Genomic DNA, 16,937 nt, shown 5'->3' with positions numbered 1-16,937 from the left:
ATAGTTTCATCTCAACACCTTTATTTTTTACATAATTAAAATAATTTCAAAGGGGATTTATTCTATTATATAGAATTACTATTAAAAATAATTTTAAGGGACGGATTTATATGAGCGAGGTATTATTACAAAAGGCAAATTATCTACAATCTCATGAATTAAAACGCTTGAAAAAAGCTATATATTTTGCAGAGCAAGCACATGATGGACAATACCGTCAAACTGGAGAACCATATATTATTCATCCTTTCGCAATTACAGAAATACTGCTAAATTATAAAGCTGACATTACAACATTGATTGCTGCTTTATTACACGATGTTGTAGAAGATACCGAATATTCTCTAGAAGAAATCGAATCACATTTTGGTGCGACTATTCGATATATTGTAAATGGATTAACAAAAGGGAAAAAACAACAAGATCAAAACAAAGTATTATACGAAGCAATTAATTTTAAAAAATTACTATTATCCTCTCAACATGATATACGTGTTGGCATTATTAAAGTTATAGATCGCCTTCATAATATAAAAACTTTGAATGTTAAAAAACCCGCGAAACAAGTAGCATATGCGAATGAAACATTAACACTTTTTGCGCCACTTGCAAAGCGACTTGGATTATATACAATCCAGTATGAATTAGAAAATCTTGCTTTTCAATATTTACATAAAGAAAGATATAGCAAGGTACTTAAATTCTTAACGGGATATGTTCCACATCTTCAAAAAAATATAACCGATTTAAGCAAAGGAATTCATTCTTTTTGTGATACTAACCTTTCATTTGAAATAAGCTATGAGTTCCCTCCGATTTATACTGCTTACTCACAATTACAAGAAATACAAAACGTATCAGAGGTTTCACAAATTTGTATTACAACTACAAGTGTACTAGATTGCTATAAAATCCTTGGAATGATACATCAATTATACAATCCAACTATAAACTATTTCGAAGACAATATAGCACTTGAAAATAGCTATTTTAATAACAATTTAAAAACTAAAGTCAATATGAATAATACTGAACAAACAATTATCATTCAAACACAATTAGCAAAAACATTAAAAGATAACGGCATTTTTTCTTTATTAAATAATAGAACTGCAAATGTCCAATCCATATCTTATAAAATAATGAATGATACAATTGTGCATAACAATTTATTAACTACAGATCCAATTGCGTTCCACAATCTAGTATCGTACGAACTATTTGAAAATACCATAACGGCTTATACTTCAGATTTACAGCCTATTTATTTACCAGATGGTGCTACAATTATTGATTTTACTTTCTCTGCATTTCCAAAAATTGCACATAAAATGAAAAATGCAAAAGTAAACGGTATACCTGTTCCACTTAAAACAAAGGTATCTCATTTTGACATCATAGAAATCCATTTTGGTTTAAAACAAAACTTGGCATTAGAGTGGCTAAATTACGCCAATACCGCTAAAGCACAATTAATTATTCAGCAAAAACTATCTTGAATAACAGACCAATACCTCTATGAAAAAGGATTGGTCTGTTATTCAAAATACGAAATACAACCCATATTCTTTATGGCATAGGCAAATTTATTATGATACCAACAAACGCACATAACAAACACTAGACACATATCCTAATTTTATAACCTTACTTACTAATAGAAAGGCAGGTAATACAATTGACTTCTAATATCGACTACACCTCCCCCTCAACTAATTTCACTTATGATTTAAATAAAAGTAATTTTTTTCAGAAAGATGCCCAGAATTATATAAATGTACTTGGCATGAAACAATTAAACACTTTAGAAAACACTTCTTTATTAGATATTTATTTAAGTTCAGGTAATGTTGTAGAACCGCATATTCATCAAAATGCAGCTGAACTTGTTTACTGTATTTCAGGCTCTGCGATTGTTTCTTTACTTAACCCTTTTACAAATCAAATATTAAACTTACCAATAAAACCGGGGCAAGTTGCAAATATTCCACAAGCGTGGTGGCATTATGAAATTGCTACAGCAGATAATACTCATTTATTAGCTATTTTCGATGCCCCAACACCGGAAGTTATTTTTGGTTCTGATATTTTAAGGTTAACCCCTCCTAATATGATGGCTCATACTTACTGTCTCGATGAACAACAATGGAAGCAAGCGGTGTCCCCTATTCAATCCACTACAGTAATTGGTCCCCCAGCAAACTGTAATCAAAATCGCGGAACGATAAACGCTCCAAATCAGCCTCCTAATCCACAACAAAATTTATATTACCAAGATTCGTATTATTTTCCTCTTTACTGGGGATATTAATTTATAATATAAAAAAAATGATTTATCTCCTCGGAAAATACGCAGGAGATTTTTTATTGTATCCCCCATTCCTATTTATTTTCGTAACAATTAATAGAGTACATGCATATAATATTTATATATTTAATTGGAGGTGATAGTACTATGAGTAATTATAACTATCGAAAAAACTACTCTCATAATAAAAATAGTAGTTCATCCGCATCCTCTCAATCCTCAAATTCTCAATCTTCCAATTCCCAATCACAAAGAGACTTAGCCCAGCAAGGCTATGTAAAGAAAAAAGGATGTAACTGTAATAAAAACAAATAGTTTATTATTAATTTGAACAATAACATTGCAACGCTCACGATAAATAAATTACTTCCCTTTTATTCCTTTTATTTAAAAGATGAATTCTATTTTTAATAGAATTCATCTTTTTTATTTATAGATAATTTTTCATATCCTATAACTTATTCCATAAACAATAGATTATAAATCATAAATTTTGATTTTTTTAACAAAGAGTACTTTCTCAATTGATTTATCACCTATCTTTCCATAAAATATAGCCCTTCCTAATACAATTAGGAAGGGCTATATACAAATGCCAGTTCAAATTTCAAACCGACATTATAGCAAACTAGACGATATTAATACCTGCACTTACAAATCCAGCTACTGCAGCTATTGGACTTGCTGCTGTTAATGAAACATATACTAATATCTTATCCCCAGCAACTACTGGAAAATTATAAGCTTGGATTCCTGTTGCTGTAGCACCAACTGCTATTGCAGGAAATGCTGGTGTTAATAATAGAGGTGGCGCCACTGGTGAAAACGTATTACTTGTTGGAGCTGCAACAAATATTTGCATCTGAACTTGAACAGGTGCTAGTGGAGCTAATGCAGCTGTTGCACTAAAGAAACCTGCTAACGACGTAATAATTCCATCACGTGGTGCTACAAATGCATAATCACCTACAATACCTGGCAGTAATGTGAGGTCTCCCCCAATCCCTGGAGATATGCCAGGCTGACTAAATCCAAATCCAAGAAGAGTTCCTGTATTAGCTACTAACGCATTAACTAACGCAGCTGGTGTTGTACCTGAAGCGAACGGAATAATAGCTCCGCCACCTGTTGCTCCTGTTGCACCAGTTAAACCTGTTGCACCAGTTAAACCTGTTGCTCCCGTTGGGCCTGTTGCTCCTGTTGGACCTGTTGCTCCTGTTAAGCCTGTTGCTCCTGTTAAGCCTGTTGCTCCAGTGTCCCCTGTTGGACCTGTTGGGCCTGTTGCTCCTGCCCCCGTTGCTCCTGTTGGACCTGTCGCTCCTGTCGCTCCTGTTGCTCCTGTTGGACCTGTCGCTCCTGCTCCACCACCTGCACCTGTTGGGCCTGTTGGACCTGTCGCTCCTGTTGCACCAGTTGCTCCTGTTGCTCCTGCTCCTGGAGTAGCACCTATTAATTGAGTTAATAAATTTAATAGAAGTTGTAAACTTGCAGGATCAATAATTAAAGAGAAGAAGAATGGTGCAAGAGCACTGTAGAATTGTTGTAATAAAGAAAGCAATTTGCTTATGTCTGGATTAGGAGATTGGAGTACAGTGATAATACTTTGAATTAATTGTTTTAAGAAATTTCCTTCTGGAGAAGGTGCTAATTCATTTAGTAAGTTCAATAGCTGAGTAAACAAATTGAGTAAAGCTAATCTGTTTGCATCACTTGGATTTGCAAAAAACGCTGCAATTGCCGAAATTAAAGAGTTTAGTAAAGTAATTAATCTACCTAATTGCTCACTAGTAATTGGAACTGTTTGTGGATTGTTACAACATTCTGGAGTGAACACAATCGGATTATTGCAGTTGTTATGACCAAAACAATTGTTATGTGACATTTATTTCCTCCTGACTTGTCTTATAGTTGAGTGTTTTCCTATTCTAAGAACTATAAAAGATCCGATTGAAAAAAATAATTGAGTTATTTTTTTCATTTAAGATAGGAAACATGAATGATAATTAAACTTGAAAGCTTAATTTAATTATGTTCATGACTCACATATTAATTATATGTTTTTAATAATTGACTGCTTAGATTAAACACCTAAACTTAAGAGTTTATTTTATTTTTCCACGTTTATCTCTTAGGTCCAAAAGCACATATTGATGTGCATATAAAAACTCCCATTATCCAATAGCATACGCTCCATAAGTAACAATGCTACCTTTACTAAAATTGTGCTCCTTCTATTATCATGAAGCCGTTTCTATTATCAAAAACTTTCATACAATATATTGGACAAGTTATCCCATACATTGTTCAAAAATAGTTTAGGGAGTGAAAATTAATTGCCAATTATTCAACCATTTATGGCATCTAGAAGATTCACATCTACACTAGGAGCTGGAACCGGAACTGGTGCAGCTTTCGCAATTGCTGCTACAGCTTGTTTAAACGATGCTGGTACTACTGCAACTGCTTTTCCGACTTTTACGTATTACAACTTATATGTAAACGGCATTCTTCAACCTAGTGTGAACTCCAGTGTTACTACTGGACCTACTGGTGCTATTACAATTCCTGGCGGAGATGCATTAGACGGTGGAATTCCAATTACAATCGAATTTATCGTCACTTAGTTTTAACTACTTTAATGTAGAGCAAAAAGACAGATCCTTTTTATTTAAGAATCTGTCTTTTTTAATTAATGATGATAAATTGTAAAATAATTGAAGAACCTTGTGATGGTGGTTGATTATCTAATAAAGTTAGCTGACCAGTACTAACCTGATATAATGGTTGTGGTTGAAGTATTCCATTAATAAACAAATTAATGTACGAAACCTCATCAGGAGATAATATGTGAGTTGTACCATATTGAGCTAGCCCATCTGAATCTGTATATATAAGTTTTTCTCCATCTGAAAAAGTGTAAAATAATAAATTAGTTGTTGTTATGGGGCCAATAACGCCAGTTGGACCTGTTGACCCTGTTGCTCCCGTTAATCCCATTGCTCCTGTTGTTCCTGTTGATCCCGTTACTCCTGTTGATCCCGTTGCTCCTGTTGCTCCTGTTGCTCCTGTTGCTCCTGTTGCTCCTGTTGTTCCTGTTGTTCCTGTTGCTCCTGTTGTTCCTGTTGCTCCTGTTGTTCCTGTTGCTCCTGTTGCTCCTGTTGCTCCTGTTGCTCCTGTTGCTCCTGTTGCTCCTGTTGCTCCTGTTGCTCCTGTTGCTCCTGTTGCTCCTGTTGCTCCTGTTGCTCCTGTTGCTCCCGTTGCTCCCTTTGTGCTTCAGATGGATCTGTTGATCCTGTTGCTGCCTTTAATCCCATTGCTCCTGTTGTTCCTGTTGATCCCGTTACTCCTGTTGCTCCTGTTGCTCCTGTTGCTCCTGTTGCTCCTGTTGCTCCCGTTGCTCCCGTTGCTCCCGTTGGAATATAAATTGGCGGAAGAACCGGAAAAGTAGGTCCAATATTTTCTGGTCTTACCATACCTTTATTCAAAGATAATTTTTCATTGCTATTCAATTTACTACCTCATTTCACATTTTGTTTACTAATTAACAAAATAAAACCTCTATCATTTTAGAAAAATTACATAACTACTTTTTCATACTCAAATGATTTTACATAAAGTAAACTTTTTACCGTTACTACAACTAGTAGTATTAATATAATAAAATGATAGTTCCATTCCAAAATACTAAATCGCTACTATTAAACTCTTCGACTCCACTTTCCGGATCTATTTTTCCCCCCGCATTAGCAACTTCAAATTATAATAATAATTTAATAATTAATTTAACTGCTGGTAATACAATTTCACTTCAACCATTCGGCCTATTATCAAAAGTTAATTTAGTTGGAGGTGGTTCAACAGGTGCCTCTTTAACAATTATACGAATCGATTAAAAAATGATTCGTTCTTTTTATAATAATCATTCTTAAATGCTAAAATAGTAACTACTAGGTCATTCCTTTAGTTTATATTTTAATAACTTCACGAAAGTGATTATGCAATAAGAAACACTTTGTACTATATTCATAGTACAAAGTATCTATACTAAATTTTCCGTATATACATTATCAATTTACACTCCTCACTACTAATGTTACATTGAATTTGAAGATAGTTTCTCAAATGCGAACCATCTCAAAACATATTTGAGAAACATACTCCAATCCTATACGCGAGAGCAACACTATGTTGACACTCAAATGAGTGTCTTTTTTTGGATTATAATAAATAAAAACCATCTCTTATAGATGGTTTTATCATTACGCCTTTCTTTATTTTTAAGGCAGCTGTAAATTTATGAAGTTGAATAATAAATGGTCATACTTAAACGAGTTAGCGTTCTTCCAAAATTATGATAGGAATGCGGTCTATCCGCCTTAAAGCGAATTGCATCCCCACTATTTAATCTATATTGACAATCATTTATTTCAATTGTCAATTCCCCTTCAAACACCGTTATAAATTCTTCGGTCCCTTCTTTATGGCCTTCCGAACTTAATTTTCCTTCTGCTTCAATTTCAACGGAATAAATTTCAAAGTTCCTATCATCTTGGAAAGGAAAAGAAGGATACACTTTATATCTTCCATTGTCTTCAGATAATACTTGAATATCATTTCGTAAAACAACTTTCGTATCCGGTTGCGGATTATTGATTAAGGAAGTAAAAGACACTTTCAAGCCATTCGCAATTTTCCATATCGTTGTTAATGTTGGACTTGACTCTCCTCGTTCAATTTGTCCAACCATCGTTTTACTCACACCTGTTAATTGGGAAACCTTTTCTAAACTTAATTTTTCCTTCTCTCGTATTGTCTTTAAATTTTTCGCCAAAATAAGTTGAATTTCTTCCATAAGAAACACTCCTAAAATATATACAATATAACGACCGTTATGTATAATAAAAAGCACACGTTATATTGTTCTTTTCGGTCATTATAACATACAAAAAAATAGGGGGTTTTGAAATGCCTATATTTTCTTTTTTATTATTTGTTTTTATAAGTAGCTTCACACCCGGACCTAACAATTTTTTAGCTATGACATACGCTAATCAACGTGGTTTAAAAAGGAGTATGCAATTTTGCTTCGGAGTGGCTTTCGGTTTTTTCATCCTCACTTCCTTATGTAGCTTCTTTAATATTGTCCTAATTAATATTCTACCCACAATCGAATTTCCTTTAAAAATCTTTGGTGTAGCATACATGCTATATTTAGCTTTTAAAATACTCACTAGTAAAGCTAGTACAGATCCCGATGAAAAGTATAATAAAAATTTATTTACAGTAGGGATTTTTCTTCAGTTTGTTAACCCTAAAGGGATATTATTCGGACTAACTGTAGTATCAACTTTTATTCTCCCTTATTACAATTCATATTCAAGTTATCTACTTTTTTCATTATTTCTCGGTGTAGTCGGGTTAATGAGTACATTTAGTTGGAGCTTATTTGGTTCCATGTTTCAAAAACTATTATTAAAACATACAAAATCATTTAACATCATCATGGCCGTTTTATTAGTTTTCAGCGCTATTTCAATTGTAATCAATTAAATTCAGATTCTAAATTCTTTTCTTATTAAAAGTATGTTTTACAAATATAGCTGATATGTTCAATGAACATCCTACTTACATGTATTACTTAGTTTTAAGCCGGAATAAAAATTAAAAAAGAGGATTATTCATTATAAGTAATCCTCTTTCTCAGGCCGATTGTTTGTAAATATTCTGTTCCACTAAACTCAAATTTTTACTTAACTTCATACCACCAGCCTCTACGATCAAGGTAATCCGTCATTCCTTTAAGTTGCGCATCCGAAGTTGGTTCAGAGATAAAATATATTAGACCATCAGATTGTAAGATGAAGTTTGCTGTCATTTTTAGGGACGTTAATGCTCCCATTACATCCGGTGTTTCATACGGTGAAAAAGCTCCTGATTGAATGATATTTTTTTTAGATGGCGGAGTTGTCCCACCAGATTGACCAGTTAATGCATAAACAATTGAATTTGCAATCTTATCTAGATTCCATTTTGCCATATCTGCTTCATTATCGATAAATCCAAGTTCAATTAAGATTGCAGGTGCTTTCGTATTCGCTAACACATAAAGGTCAAATCGTTCCTTTCCTCCACGATTTGACCAGCCAATATCTTTTGAAAGTTGTTCTGCTATCTTTGCTAATGAAGCTTGTTGATCATAGTAAAGTACTTCCACTCCATTAGCTTTCGTATCATATGAATTTAAGTGAAATGAAACTACTAAGTCTACATCATGTGCGTTTGTTTTTGATACGATATTATGTAAATTTTGTGCCTGCGTTGTCCCTACCTCATCAGTATCATCATAAACTGTATGCCCTAATACTCTTAATTTAGCAACAACTGCATCCTTAACTTGGCGATCCATAATGTGTTCTTTCCGATTCCCATAATTCGCGCCTTGTACAATACTGTTATGACCTGCATGTAAACTATATCTAGCCATTTTTCACCCCCCCTTTTTTATTAATATATTCAAAGCTAGTCTTATTGTCCGGTTAAATATCCAGTACAACACTTACAAATAATAAATAGGGCGCTAATCTATTTTTTTATGCATAAATCAAAAATAATACCCTCAATCCATACTTTAAGTTGCGGCCTCTGCTTTTTATCATTTATTTTAAAATCTTTTTATAATAATACAGAAAAATACGCTATAATATAAGTTATTGTTCTTTAGGAGGGGTTTAATGGCTGATAAGTATAAATTTTTAATTCTTGTTGTTACAGCATTTTTTTCTTTCTTTTCCTTAATAAAAGATTTCCGTAACACTTCAAAATGTTTCTTTTGGGGAAGCTTTGCAATCCTAACAAGCTTTATATTATTATTAACACATGCTTTAGAGTTAACTCCAATACTTCTCCATTCAGCCCAGATTGCTCTTGAGATTATTACAATACCTCGTAAATTATTGTTCCCGTCTGGCACTGAAGTTGCTAGTATTTGCTAACAAAGTATTTTCATTTTCTTGTGCATGCCAAAATATATTTTGGCAAATTTGACACACATTTATATCAAACAAGCATATTTTAATGTATAGTGACTATCTAATAATACAAATTTTAAATTTTTATAAGGTCTTTTTATTTTTAATTAAAAATCTACAACATTCTAAAACAGTATGCACATAATATCCTCAATTCCCTTTTTCGACATGAAACTTGTCTCAGAGCGCCTTTAACAGCGCTCTTTATCTTTTAAAAAAGACTATATTAAAAATTAACACCTACAGTCACAATAACTATTTACTATTTTCAAAATAAGTTGCATTAATAATATAGAAATGAAATACGCATAAAAATTATTACTTTACTATTTCTTTAAACATACTAGTGAGGTGATTTTGATAGGTTATCAAAACAAAGATATATTCATTAACTTTCCGCTTTTAGATATTAACCGTATTATTCTCCCACATTCCCCTACTGGACCTACCGGGCCTACTGGCTCTACTGGCTCTACTGGACCTACCGGGGCTACTGGACCTACTGGCTTCATTGGTTTCACTGGTTCCACCGGACCTACTGGGGCTACTGGCTGTACTGGGGCTACCGGTTCCACCGGACCTACTGGCTCTACCGGTTCCACTGGCTCTACCGGTTCTACTGGCTCTACTGGGGCTACCGGTTCCACCGGACCTACTGGCTCTACCGGTTCCACTGGCTCTACTGGCTTCACTGGTTCCACCGGGCCTACTGGCTTCACTGGTTCCACCGGGCCTACTGGCTTCACTGGTTTCACCGGGCCTACTGGCTTCACTGGTTTCACCGGGGCTACTGGTTCCACTGGATCTACCGGGGCTACTGGTTCCACTGGGCCTACCGGGGCGGCTAGTGTAGGATTAACAAACTATCTATATGTTTTTGATACTACTAACCAAACAATTGCAGTGGGAAGTAGTGTTACTTTTAACACAAATGGACCTATAACAGGAACTGCCCTTAGCCACATCACAGGTACTGGAAATATTATAATTAATACACTAGGAACATATGTAGCAGAGTTTCAATTACAAGCTTCTCGTGAAAACCAATTCTCCTTTGCACTAAATGGCACACCAATTCCAGGTGGGCGCTTTGGTACAGGGTCACCACATACAATCAATCAAGGTACTGCTGCTTTTACCGTAACAGTTGTTCCTTCAACATTGACTTTAATAAATAACACCTCTTCAACAGGTACTGTCACTCTCTCAAATAATGATGGTGGCTCTTTAACAAATGTATCTGCAAGTATAAGTATTTTTCAGGTCGGATAATTAATTTGGTTAGAAAAGTAATTCATAAAGTTTACAAATATAAAAAATGAGGTTTCTCTTTTCTAGAGAAACCTCATTTTTTATATTAAATTTTAAACTGACTCGTATACAGATCAAAGTAAAACCCTCTATCTTCCATGAGAGATTCATGGTTCCCTTTTTCTAAAATACTTCCATCTTTTATAACAAGGATTTGATCTGCTTTCTCAATCGTTTTCAGTCGATGAGCGATTACGAAACTTGTTCTACCTCTCATTAAATTGTTTAGTCCTTCTTGTATTTGTAATTCTGTTCTCGTATCAATATTAGAGGTTGCTTCGTCGAGAATTAATATATCTGCATCTGCTAAAATTGCCCGTGCAATCGCAAGAAGTTGTTTTTGTCCTTGACTTAAATTCGATCCTTCTGAAGCAATTTTCGTTTCATATTGATTCGGTAAATGTTTTATAAAAGAATGTGCAGATGCTGCCTTAGCTGCATTGATTACTTCTTCATCACTAGCATCTAATCGACCATAACGTATATTATCCATAATCGTCCCAGCAAATAAATACGTATCTTGTAAAACTACTCCTATTTTACTTCGCAACGAATTCATATCATATTCTTTTATGTTTTTTCCATCAATATGAATTTGACCTTGCTGTATATCGTAAAAGCGCGTTAGCAAATTAATGATTGTTGTTTTGCCCGATCCAGTTGGACCTACTAAAGCAATTGTCTCCCCTGGCCGCGCTTTAAGACTCACTTCTTTTAAAATCGTTTTATTTTCCTCATACCCAAATGAAACATTCTCGAGTGCAACATGTCCTTGTAAATTTTGTACAACGAATGCATCTTTTTTATTTTTGATTTCCGGTACTTCATCCATAATTTCAAAGACACGTTCCCCACCAGCAACTGCTGCTTGAATCGTATTCATTAAAGTTGCGAATTGACTGAGTGGTCTTGAGAATTGACGAGAATAATTAATAAAAGCTGCAATGACACCTACTGTTGTCATTCCATTTAAAACCATTACTGACCCAGTCCCAATTACAAGTCCCATACCTAAATTGTTAATAAAGTTCATACTCGGAAAAATAAAAGCTGAAAATGTATCCGCCTTCGTTGCAGAAACTCTTAGCTGTTCATTAATTTTATTGAAATTTTGTACGGTTTCTTTTTCTTTCCCATATAACGTTGTAACATCCGCACCTGTTATAGCTTCCTCAATAAATCCATTTAATTCCCCTAAATCTTTTTGACGCTTTGCAAAGTTTTTACCACTATAAGCAACTAATTTTTTTGTAACGAAAAACATAATAGGTACTGTAATTAAAGTAACAATCGCTAAAATCCAATCTAATGCGAACATCGCAATCGTCACACCTATAAAAGTTAGCGCTGATGAAATAATTTGTACAACACTTTGTGTCAACGCTTGATTTAAATTATCTATATCATTTGTTACACGACTCATTAAATCCCCTTGAGAACGTACATCAAAGAACCGTAAAGAAAGCGTTTGGATTTTCTCAAAAATATCTTGTCGTATTTTTTGTATCGTTTTTAATGCAACATTAACCATTACAAATGTTTGTAACCAAGTTAATAATACTGTTACAGCATAAATCGCGATAAGTATCAAACACATTCTCGCCGTACCGCTTAAATCTTTCGGTACAATATATTGATCGATAATTACTCCCATTAAATACGGACCTAATAACCCAAGTAACGTCGTAACAAACACTAAGAATATAACGAACGTAAGGGCAGCCTTTTGGTAGCCCATATAGTTCCATACTCTCATCACAGTTCCTTTCGTATTTTTAGCCTTCCCCATCTTTGGTGAGTTACGCCCACCTTTATTAGCAAATTGTCCTTGAAAATTACGCATGTTCTTTCCCACCTTCTTTATATAAATTACCACCTTGGGAAAGATAGATTTCTTTATATACCTCACATTGTTCTAACAGTTCTTCATGTGTACCATCACCAACTAATTCACCGTTATCTAAAACGAGAATTTTATCTGAATCTATTATAGATGAGATTTTAGAAGCGATTAATAATGTTGTTGTTCCTATATACTCTGTTCTTAATGCCGATTGAATGTTAGATTCTGATTTTGCATCCACTGCTGATGTAGAATCATCTAATATAAGAATGGATGGCTTTCTCACAAGCGCCCTTGCAATTGATACACGTTGTTTTTGGCCACCTGACAAATTCGTCGCACCTTGTGTTAAATGATATTGATATGAATCTTCCAGCTTGTTAATAAACTCAGTCGCACAAGCTGATGAAGCTGCTACTTTCAATTCGTCATTTGATGCATCTTCTTTACCGTAACGTAAATTCTCTTCTATGCTACCAGAAAACAACAATGCCTTTTGAGGTACAAACCCGATTGACGCACGAAGTTTTTGTAAATCATACGCCTTAACATTTATTCCATCAATGCATATTTCTCCTTGATCAACATCGTATAAGCGCGGTAATAATTTTGCTAAAGTAGATTTACCACTCCCTGTAGAACCAATAATCCCTATTTTTTCACCTTTACTTATGCAAAATGAAATATCTTTTAAAACATATTCATTATTTTTCGTGTAACTATAACTAACATTTTTAAATTCAATTTGTCCCTCAATTTGCTTAGGTGCAAGCGCATTTTTTGGGGTCATAATATCAACGTCAGTATTTAAAACTTGCTGTACACGATCCGCTGACGGAAATGCTCGCGCGATTTGCATAAATACCATACTTATAGACATAAGTGACATTAAAATAATATTCAAATAGTTTATAAACGCTAATATAGCCCCTACTTGAAGGGTCCCATTAAATACTTTCTCTCCACCAACCCATAACGTTGCGACAATTCCGCCACTTACAACTAACATAATGATTGGCATCATTAAGGAAATAAGCTGCACCGCTCGAATATTTATCTTCGTTAAATTTGTATTGACATTTCCAAACTGATTAATTTCATATTTTTGTCTTACATACGCTTTAATCACACGTACTCCAGATAAATTTTCTTGTAACTTTGTATTCACTTTATCTAATGCTTCTTGCACTTTTCTGAACGTCCCGCTTGCTTTACTCGCAATGAATATAATCGCAAGTAATAAAATTGGAACGACTACGAGTAATATAGGAAATAACTCACGCGCTGTCATAAAAACAATTATTATACTTCCGATAAATAACAAAGGACCACGAACAAGAACACGTAATGTCATCGTCATCGCCGATTGAATAGAAGTAATATCATTTGTCACAATTGTTAATAACTTTCCAGTTCCAAACGAATCACGATTTTCACTAGAAAATGTTTCTATTTTCGCAAACACATCTTTTCGTATGTCAGTAGCGAAATTAACAGCTGCTTTTGTAGAATACATCATACACCCAAGTCCTCCAACTAAACCGAGTGCTGCAGCTCCTATCATAAGAAGTCCCATTTTTATTACATAATTCATATCCCGATTTGCTATCCCAACATCAATAATATGTTGCATAATAGTCGGTTGAATTAAGTCCATCGCAACCTCAAGTACCATAAATAGTGGTCCAATAATAGCGAAGAACATGTATGGTTTTAAATACTGTAATAATTTGCGAAATGATTTCATACATAATCTCCTTTTCCCATGAAATTACCACTGAATAATTCATATCCCCCCTTATTTAAGCGATATAGTTTGTAATTTCTTTCTTACTTTTATTATATTATGTAAATTAATATTTAACATTATTAAATGATAATCATTAATGACTTTTCGGTCAATAAATGTGCTTTGTATTATATAAATACAAAAACCGCATTCTTAATAAAAAGAATACGGTTTTTTATCTATATTTTTTCAGTTGTAAAATTTAAAAACTCAGTCTCAAATCCATTATTTTTAGAAGGACTACACGTGTAAAAGCCTATTTTAATAGGCCCATTTCCTATATCCTCCATCAAATGAGCGATTCTTATTTGTTCCCATTGGTGGATCTTCTTCACATATATTGTATAATCACCACGTTTACGAACAATTCGAAAACGAAGTTGCTCGTTAGCTAATTCTGTTGGAAAGTCTTGTGTGGACCAATCGGAATATCCATTATTTGTTACGACAGCTCCTAAATGAGATGGACCATCTGGAATATATTCTAATGAAGTTTTCAACCAACACTTTTCCGAAATCATAACAAAAAGACCCGCTTGATCGAATTTTGAATTTGGATTCATACGCAATTGAACTTCAGCTTGAAAGTCTGCCATCGTCTCTGTATAAAATACATGACCATTCATTACTTCGAATCCATAATGTGTTTTAAGCCAAAAATCTGTTTCGGCTTTCGAGCGGACAATAAGCGCATGATTGTTATTAAGCTTATAATATTCAGGTACATTCATTATAGTAAGTTGCTCAATATGTTCTGGTATATGTGATATTTTCATAGTTCCTCCATAATAAAGCATCTATATGCACATTTAAAATTCTACTAATACTGGGAATTTATAACCTTTTAAATCCAACTCTCTATTACTTCGAACCATTAAATACTTACTTGACTGTAATTCTTTAAACTGTACATCCTCAACCCCTAATTGATCTGGAGAGAAGTAAAATTCGATTTCTGTAAATCTTTCAGCAATTTCCCCGCATATTTCATCTAAAACTGGAATTACTGGTGCAAATACTCCATATAATTTCAACTTTTCATTATCTACTTCATACACAATTAGAGTATCTAGTTTCTCTGAATAATACAATTTTTCATTCCATTTCGAATCATACATATTCAAATAAAACGAAGGATGGAAGTTTAATGTTGAAAAATTATTTGAAAGTCTTTGGCTACTTTCTATAGTTTCATGTATTAACTTTCTATCCTCTTCCATATAATAATCTAGCTCTCTAAGTGAGAAATCATTATTATTCTTTTGATCATATGGAATAGTCATCAAATATTCCTGCACAACTTTAAAACCAAATGATGCATATAGTTCAGGTTTTTCCGTAAACAATAATATACATTCACATGTCTTATCAATTTCTTCTATCATTTTACTCATTAATTGTGTCATGAGTCCTTGTCTACGAAAATTAGGGTGCGTCATTACCGATTGAATGGCCGCTGCATTTATTCTTTCACCATTTACTAGCAATGGTAGCGAGAATGCCGCAACATTTGCAATAGCTTTATCGTCATGTAAAAATGTTAAAGCTTTGTATGTATCATCCCAATAACCTCTCTCTGAAAAATCATTCAATGTTTGAATTGTAATTCCAAACACTTCTTCAAATAAAGGAAATAACTGCTCTCTTTTCGGTTCTTCTAAAAGAAGTTTTTCAAAATTTTCAACATTCCCCATGTTGTCCCTCCATACGTTAATTCCATCCAATTAGATATAGTTGTAGAACCTACCCTTAAAGTAATAGGTCTTACCAATCAATATACTATCATAAAATATAAAAAAAGAGTCTAATTAATTTTATGTTTTGACTATTCGAAAATAAGTCGAATAAAACAATATTAGGATTTTTGGATATTAATGAGTTTATTATATAAAAATAGTGCTTTCTACTTCGTTTTTACTCATAGAAATACACCATTTATAAAAAAATATTTTTTATTATTTTTTCCCTTCCAGTCTCTCCTTCGTATTAATTTTTTCTCCACTTATACGCTTTTCAAAAGACTTTCTCCAACTACTTGAAAGCGCATTTACTTCTAATATCCTTTTTACCCCTTCAATATTTTGCTTTTCCTTGTGCATGATACGGTTAGCAAACGCTATTGAAACACCTTTTGGATCAGACTGTAGTCTTTTTAAAGTATCGACTGATGATACCCATCCTTCTTTTAATACACGAAAATAAAATCCTGTATATCCTGTTTCTTGAAAATATAGTGGTAACTTTGGAATATTATATTTTTTTGCTAATTTAAAACAAGGTTGCCTTGGTTGTGTTACCTGCACGATTGCCTGTCCAAGCTCAAACGTATCACCAATACAAACATCCTCTTCGCGCATACCACTAACTGTTATATTTTCTCCGAAAGCCCCATATACAAGATTTTGATTCAACTCTTTTTCCCAGTATGGATAGTGATCACCAGTATAAACACAAACTGCTTTATCTACTCCTCCATGATGAACTAAGTCAGCTTGTCCATCCCCATTAAATTTTACAAAAGATAAATATACTGGTTCCTTTACTTGTTTCTTATTTATGCCTGTATGAATTACTTTTCCGCCGTATGTAACCTCTTTTGGTAATCCTATATTTAAAGATAATAATTGAAATTCATTAGCCATTCTATTTCCTCCTTTA

At 33.7% G+C, this 16,937-nt stretch carries 14 protein-coding genes and 2 pseudogenes; 7 read left to right on the top strand and 9 right to left on the bottom strand.

Annotated elements, in window-relative coordinates; genetic code table 11:
- Nucleotides 1-110: 110 nt before the first annotated feature.
- Together EKQ63_RS13240 and EKQ63_RS13235 are read left to right on the top strand one after the other, a co-directional pair.
- Nucleotides 111-1,499 (top strand): HD domain-containing protein, encoded by a 1,389-nt coding sequence (locus EKQ63_RS13240; protein ID WP_088309795.1) that lies wholly within the window; start codon nucleotides 111-113, stop codon nucleotides 1,497-1,499.
- Nucleotides 1,500-1,678: 179 nt separating this feature from the next.
- On the top strand, nucleotides 1,679-2,311 hold the full coding sequence (locus EKQ63_RS13235) for a cupin domain-containing protein (RefSeq protein ID WP_143881120.1): 633 nt from the start codon (nucleotides 1,679-1,681) through the stop codon (nucleotides 2,309-2,311).
- Between the two features lie 625 nt (nucleotides 2,312-2,936).
- Here EKQ63_RS13235 and EKQ63_RS13230 read toward each other — a convergent pair.
- The gene (locus EKQ63_RS13230) at nucleotides 2,937-4,190 is read right to left on the bottom strand and encodes an exosporium glycoprotein BclB-related protein (RefSeq protein WP_190240629.1); all 1,254 of its coding nucleotides are present in this window, start codon (nucleotides 4,188-4,190) and stop codon (nucleotides 2,937-2,939) included.
- Between the two features lie 451 nt (nucleotides 4,191-4,641).
- Between EKQ63_RS13230 and EKQ63_RS13225 the strand changes: the two genes are divergently transcribed.
- On the top strand, nucleotides 4,642-4,932 hold the full coding sequence (locus EKQ63_RS13225) for a DUF4183 domain-containing protein (protein ID WP_001121647.1): 291 nt from the start codon (nucleotides 4,642-4,644) through the stop codon (nucleotides 4,930-4,932).
- 61 nt (nucleotides 4,933-4,993) lie between these two features.
- Here the strand turns inward: EKQ63_RS13225 and EKQ63_RS13220 are convergent.
- Nucleotides 4,994-5,817: pseudogene (locus EKQ63_RS13220) on the bottom strand (DUF4183 domain-containing protein).
- 183 nt (nucleotides 5,818-6,000) lie between these two features.
- Here EKQ63_RS13220 and EKQ63_RS13215 point away from each other — a divergent pair.
- Nucleotides 6,001-6,201: pseudogene (locus tag EKQ63_RS13215) on the top strand (BclA C-terminal domain-containing protein); the annotation flags it as partial.
- A gap of 401 nt (nucleotides 6,202-6,602) precedes the next feature.
- On the opposite strand, the gene EKQ63_RS13210 reads toward EKQ63_RS13215, so the two are convergent.
- Nucleotides 6,603-7,217, bottom strand: coding sequence for a helix-turn-helix domain-containing protein (locus tag EKQ63_RS13210; RefSeq protein ID WP_140168720.1), 615 nt, complete (start codon nucleotides 7,215-7,217; stop codon nucleotides 6,603-6,605).
- A gap of 56 nt (nucleotides 7,218-7,273) precedes the next feature.
- Between EKQ63_RS13210 and EKQ63_RS13205 the strand changes: the two genes are divergently transcribed.
- Entirely contained in the window at nucleotides 7,274-7,858 is a 585-nt protein-coding gene (locus EKQ63_RS13205; RefSeq protein ID WP_087952540.1) for a LysE family transporter, read from the top strand.
- 196 nt (nucleotides 7,859-8,054) lie between these two features.
- Here the strand turns inward: EKQ63_RS13205 and EKQ63_RS13200 are convergent, their stop codons facing one another.
- Complete coding sequence (locus EKQ63_RS13200) at nucleotides 8,055-8,792, bottom strand: N-acetylmuramoyl-L-alanine amidase (protein WP_143881119.1); 738 nt, start codon at nucleotides 8,790-8,792, stop codon at nucleotides 8,055-8,057.
- Between the two features lie 247 nt (nucleotides 8,793-9,039).
- On the opposite strand from EKQ63_RS13200, the gene EKQ63_RS13195 reads away from it, so the two are divergent.
- A complete protein-coding gene (locus EKQ63_RS13195) occupies nucleotides 9,040-9,300 on the top strand; it encodes a hypothetical protein (protein ID WP_087952536.1) in 261 nt (86 codons plus the stop codon).
- Between the two features lie 417 nt (nucleotides 9,301-9,717).
- Entirely contained in the window at nucleotides 9,718-10,608 is an 891-nt protein-coding gene (locus tag EKQ63_RS30690) for a collagen-like domain-containing protein (protein ID WP_143881765.1), read from the top strand.
- Between the two features lie 85 nt (nucleotides 10,609-10,693).
- Here the strand turns inward: EKQ63_RS30690 and EKQ63_RS13185 are convergent, their stop codons facing one another.
- The 5 genes from EKQ63_RS13185 to EKQ63_RS13165 form a co-directional block, all read right to left on the bottom strand.
- On the bottom strand, nucleotides 10,694-12,490 hold the full coding sequence (locus EKQ63_RS13185; protein WP_087952532.1) for an ABC transporter ATP-binding protein: 1,797 nt from the start codon (nucleotides 12,488-12,490) through the stop codon (nucleotides 10,694-10,696).
- Complete coding sequence (locus EKQ63_RS13180) at nucleotides 12,483-14,237, bottom strand: ABC transporter ATP-binding protein (RefSeq protein WP_087952530.1); 1,755 nt, start codon at nucleotides 14,235-14,237, stop codon at nucleotides 12,483-12,485. Before EKQ63_RS13180 ends, EKQ63_RS13185 begins: the two co-directional genes overlap by 8 nt.
- Before the next feature lie 221 nt (nucleotides 14,238-14,458).
- Nucleotides 14,459-15,055 carry a DUF1349 domain-containing protein gene (locus EKQ63_RS13175; protein ID WP_087952529.1) on the bottom strand — a complete coding sequence of 199 codons (597 nt, stop codon included), beginning with the start codon at nucleotides 15,053-15,055 and terminating at the stop codon, nucleotides 14,459-14,461.
- 33 nt (nucleotides 15,056-15,088) lie between these two features.
- Nucleotides 15,089-15,973 carry a GNAT family N-acetyltransferase gene (locus tag EKQ63_RS13170; protein WP_087952527.1) on the bottom strand — a complete coding sequence of 295 codons (885 nt, stop codon included), beginning with the start codon at nucleotides 15,971-15,973 and terminating at the stop codon, nucleotides 15,089-15,091.
- A gap of 261 nt (nucleotides 15,974-16,234) precedes the next feature.
- Nucleotides 16,235-16,921 carry an MOSC domain-containing protein gene (locus EKQ63_RS13165; protein WP_087952526.1) on the bottom strand — a complete coding sequence of 229 codons (687 nt, stop codon included), beginning with the start codon at nucleotides 16,919-16,921 and terminating at the stop codon, nucleotides 16,235-16,237.
- Nucleotides 16,922-16,937: the final 16 nt, after the last annotated feature.

This window comes from Bacillus sp. BD59S (assembly GCF_007363175.1).
In the GTDB taxonomy this organism is placed as follows: domain Bacteria; phylum Bacillota; class Bacilli; order Bacillales; family Bacillaceae_G; genus Bacillus_A; species Bacillus_A pacificus.
Note: the sequence above shows the minus strand (reverse complement) of the source record. Positions and strands in the feature narration are given on the sequence as shown.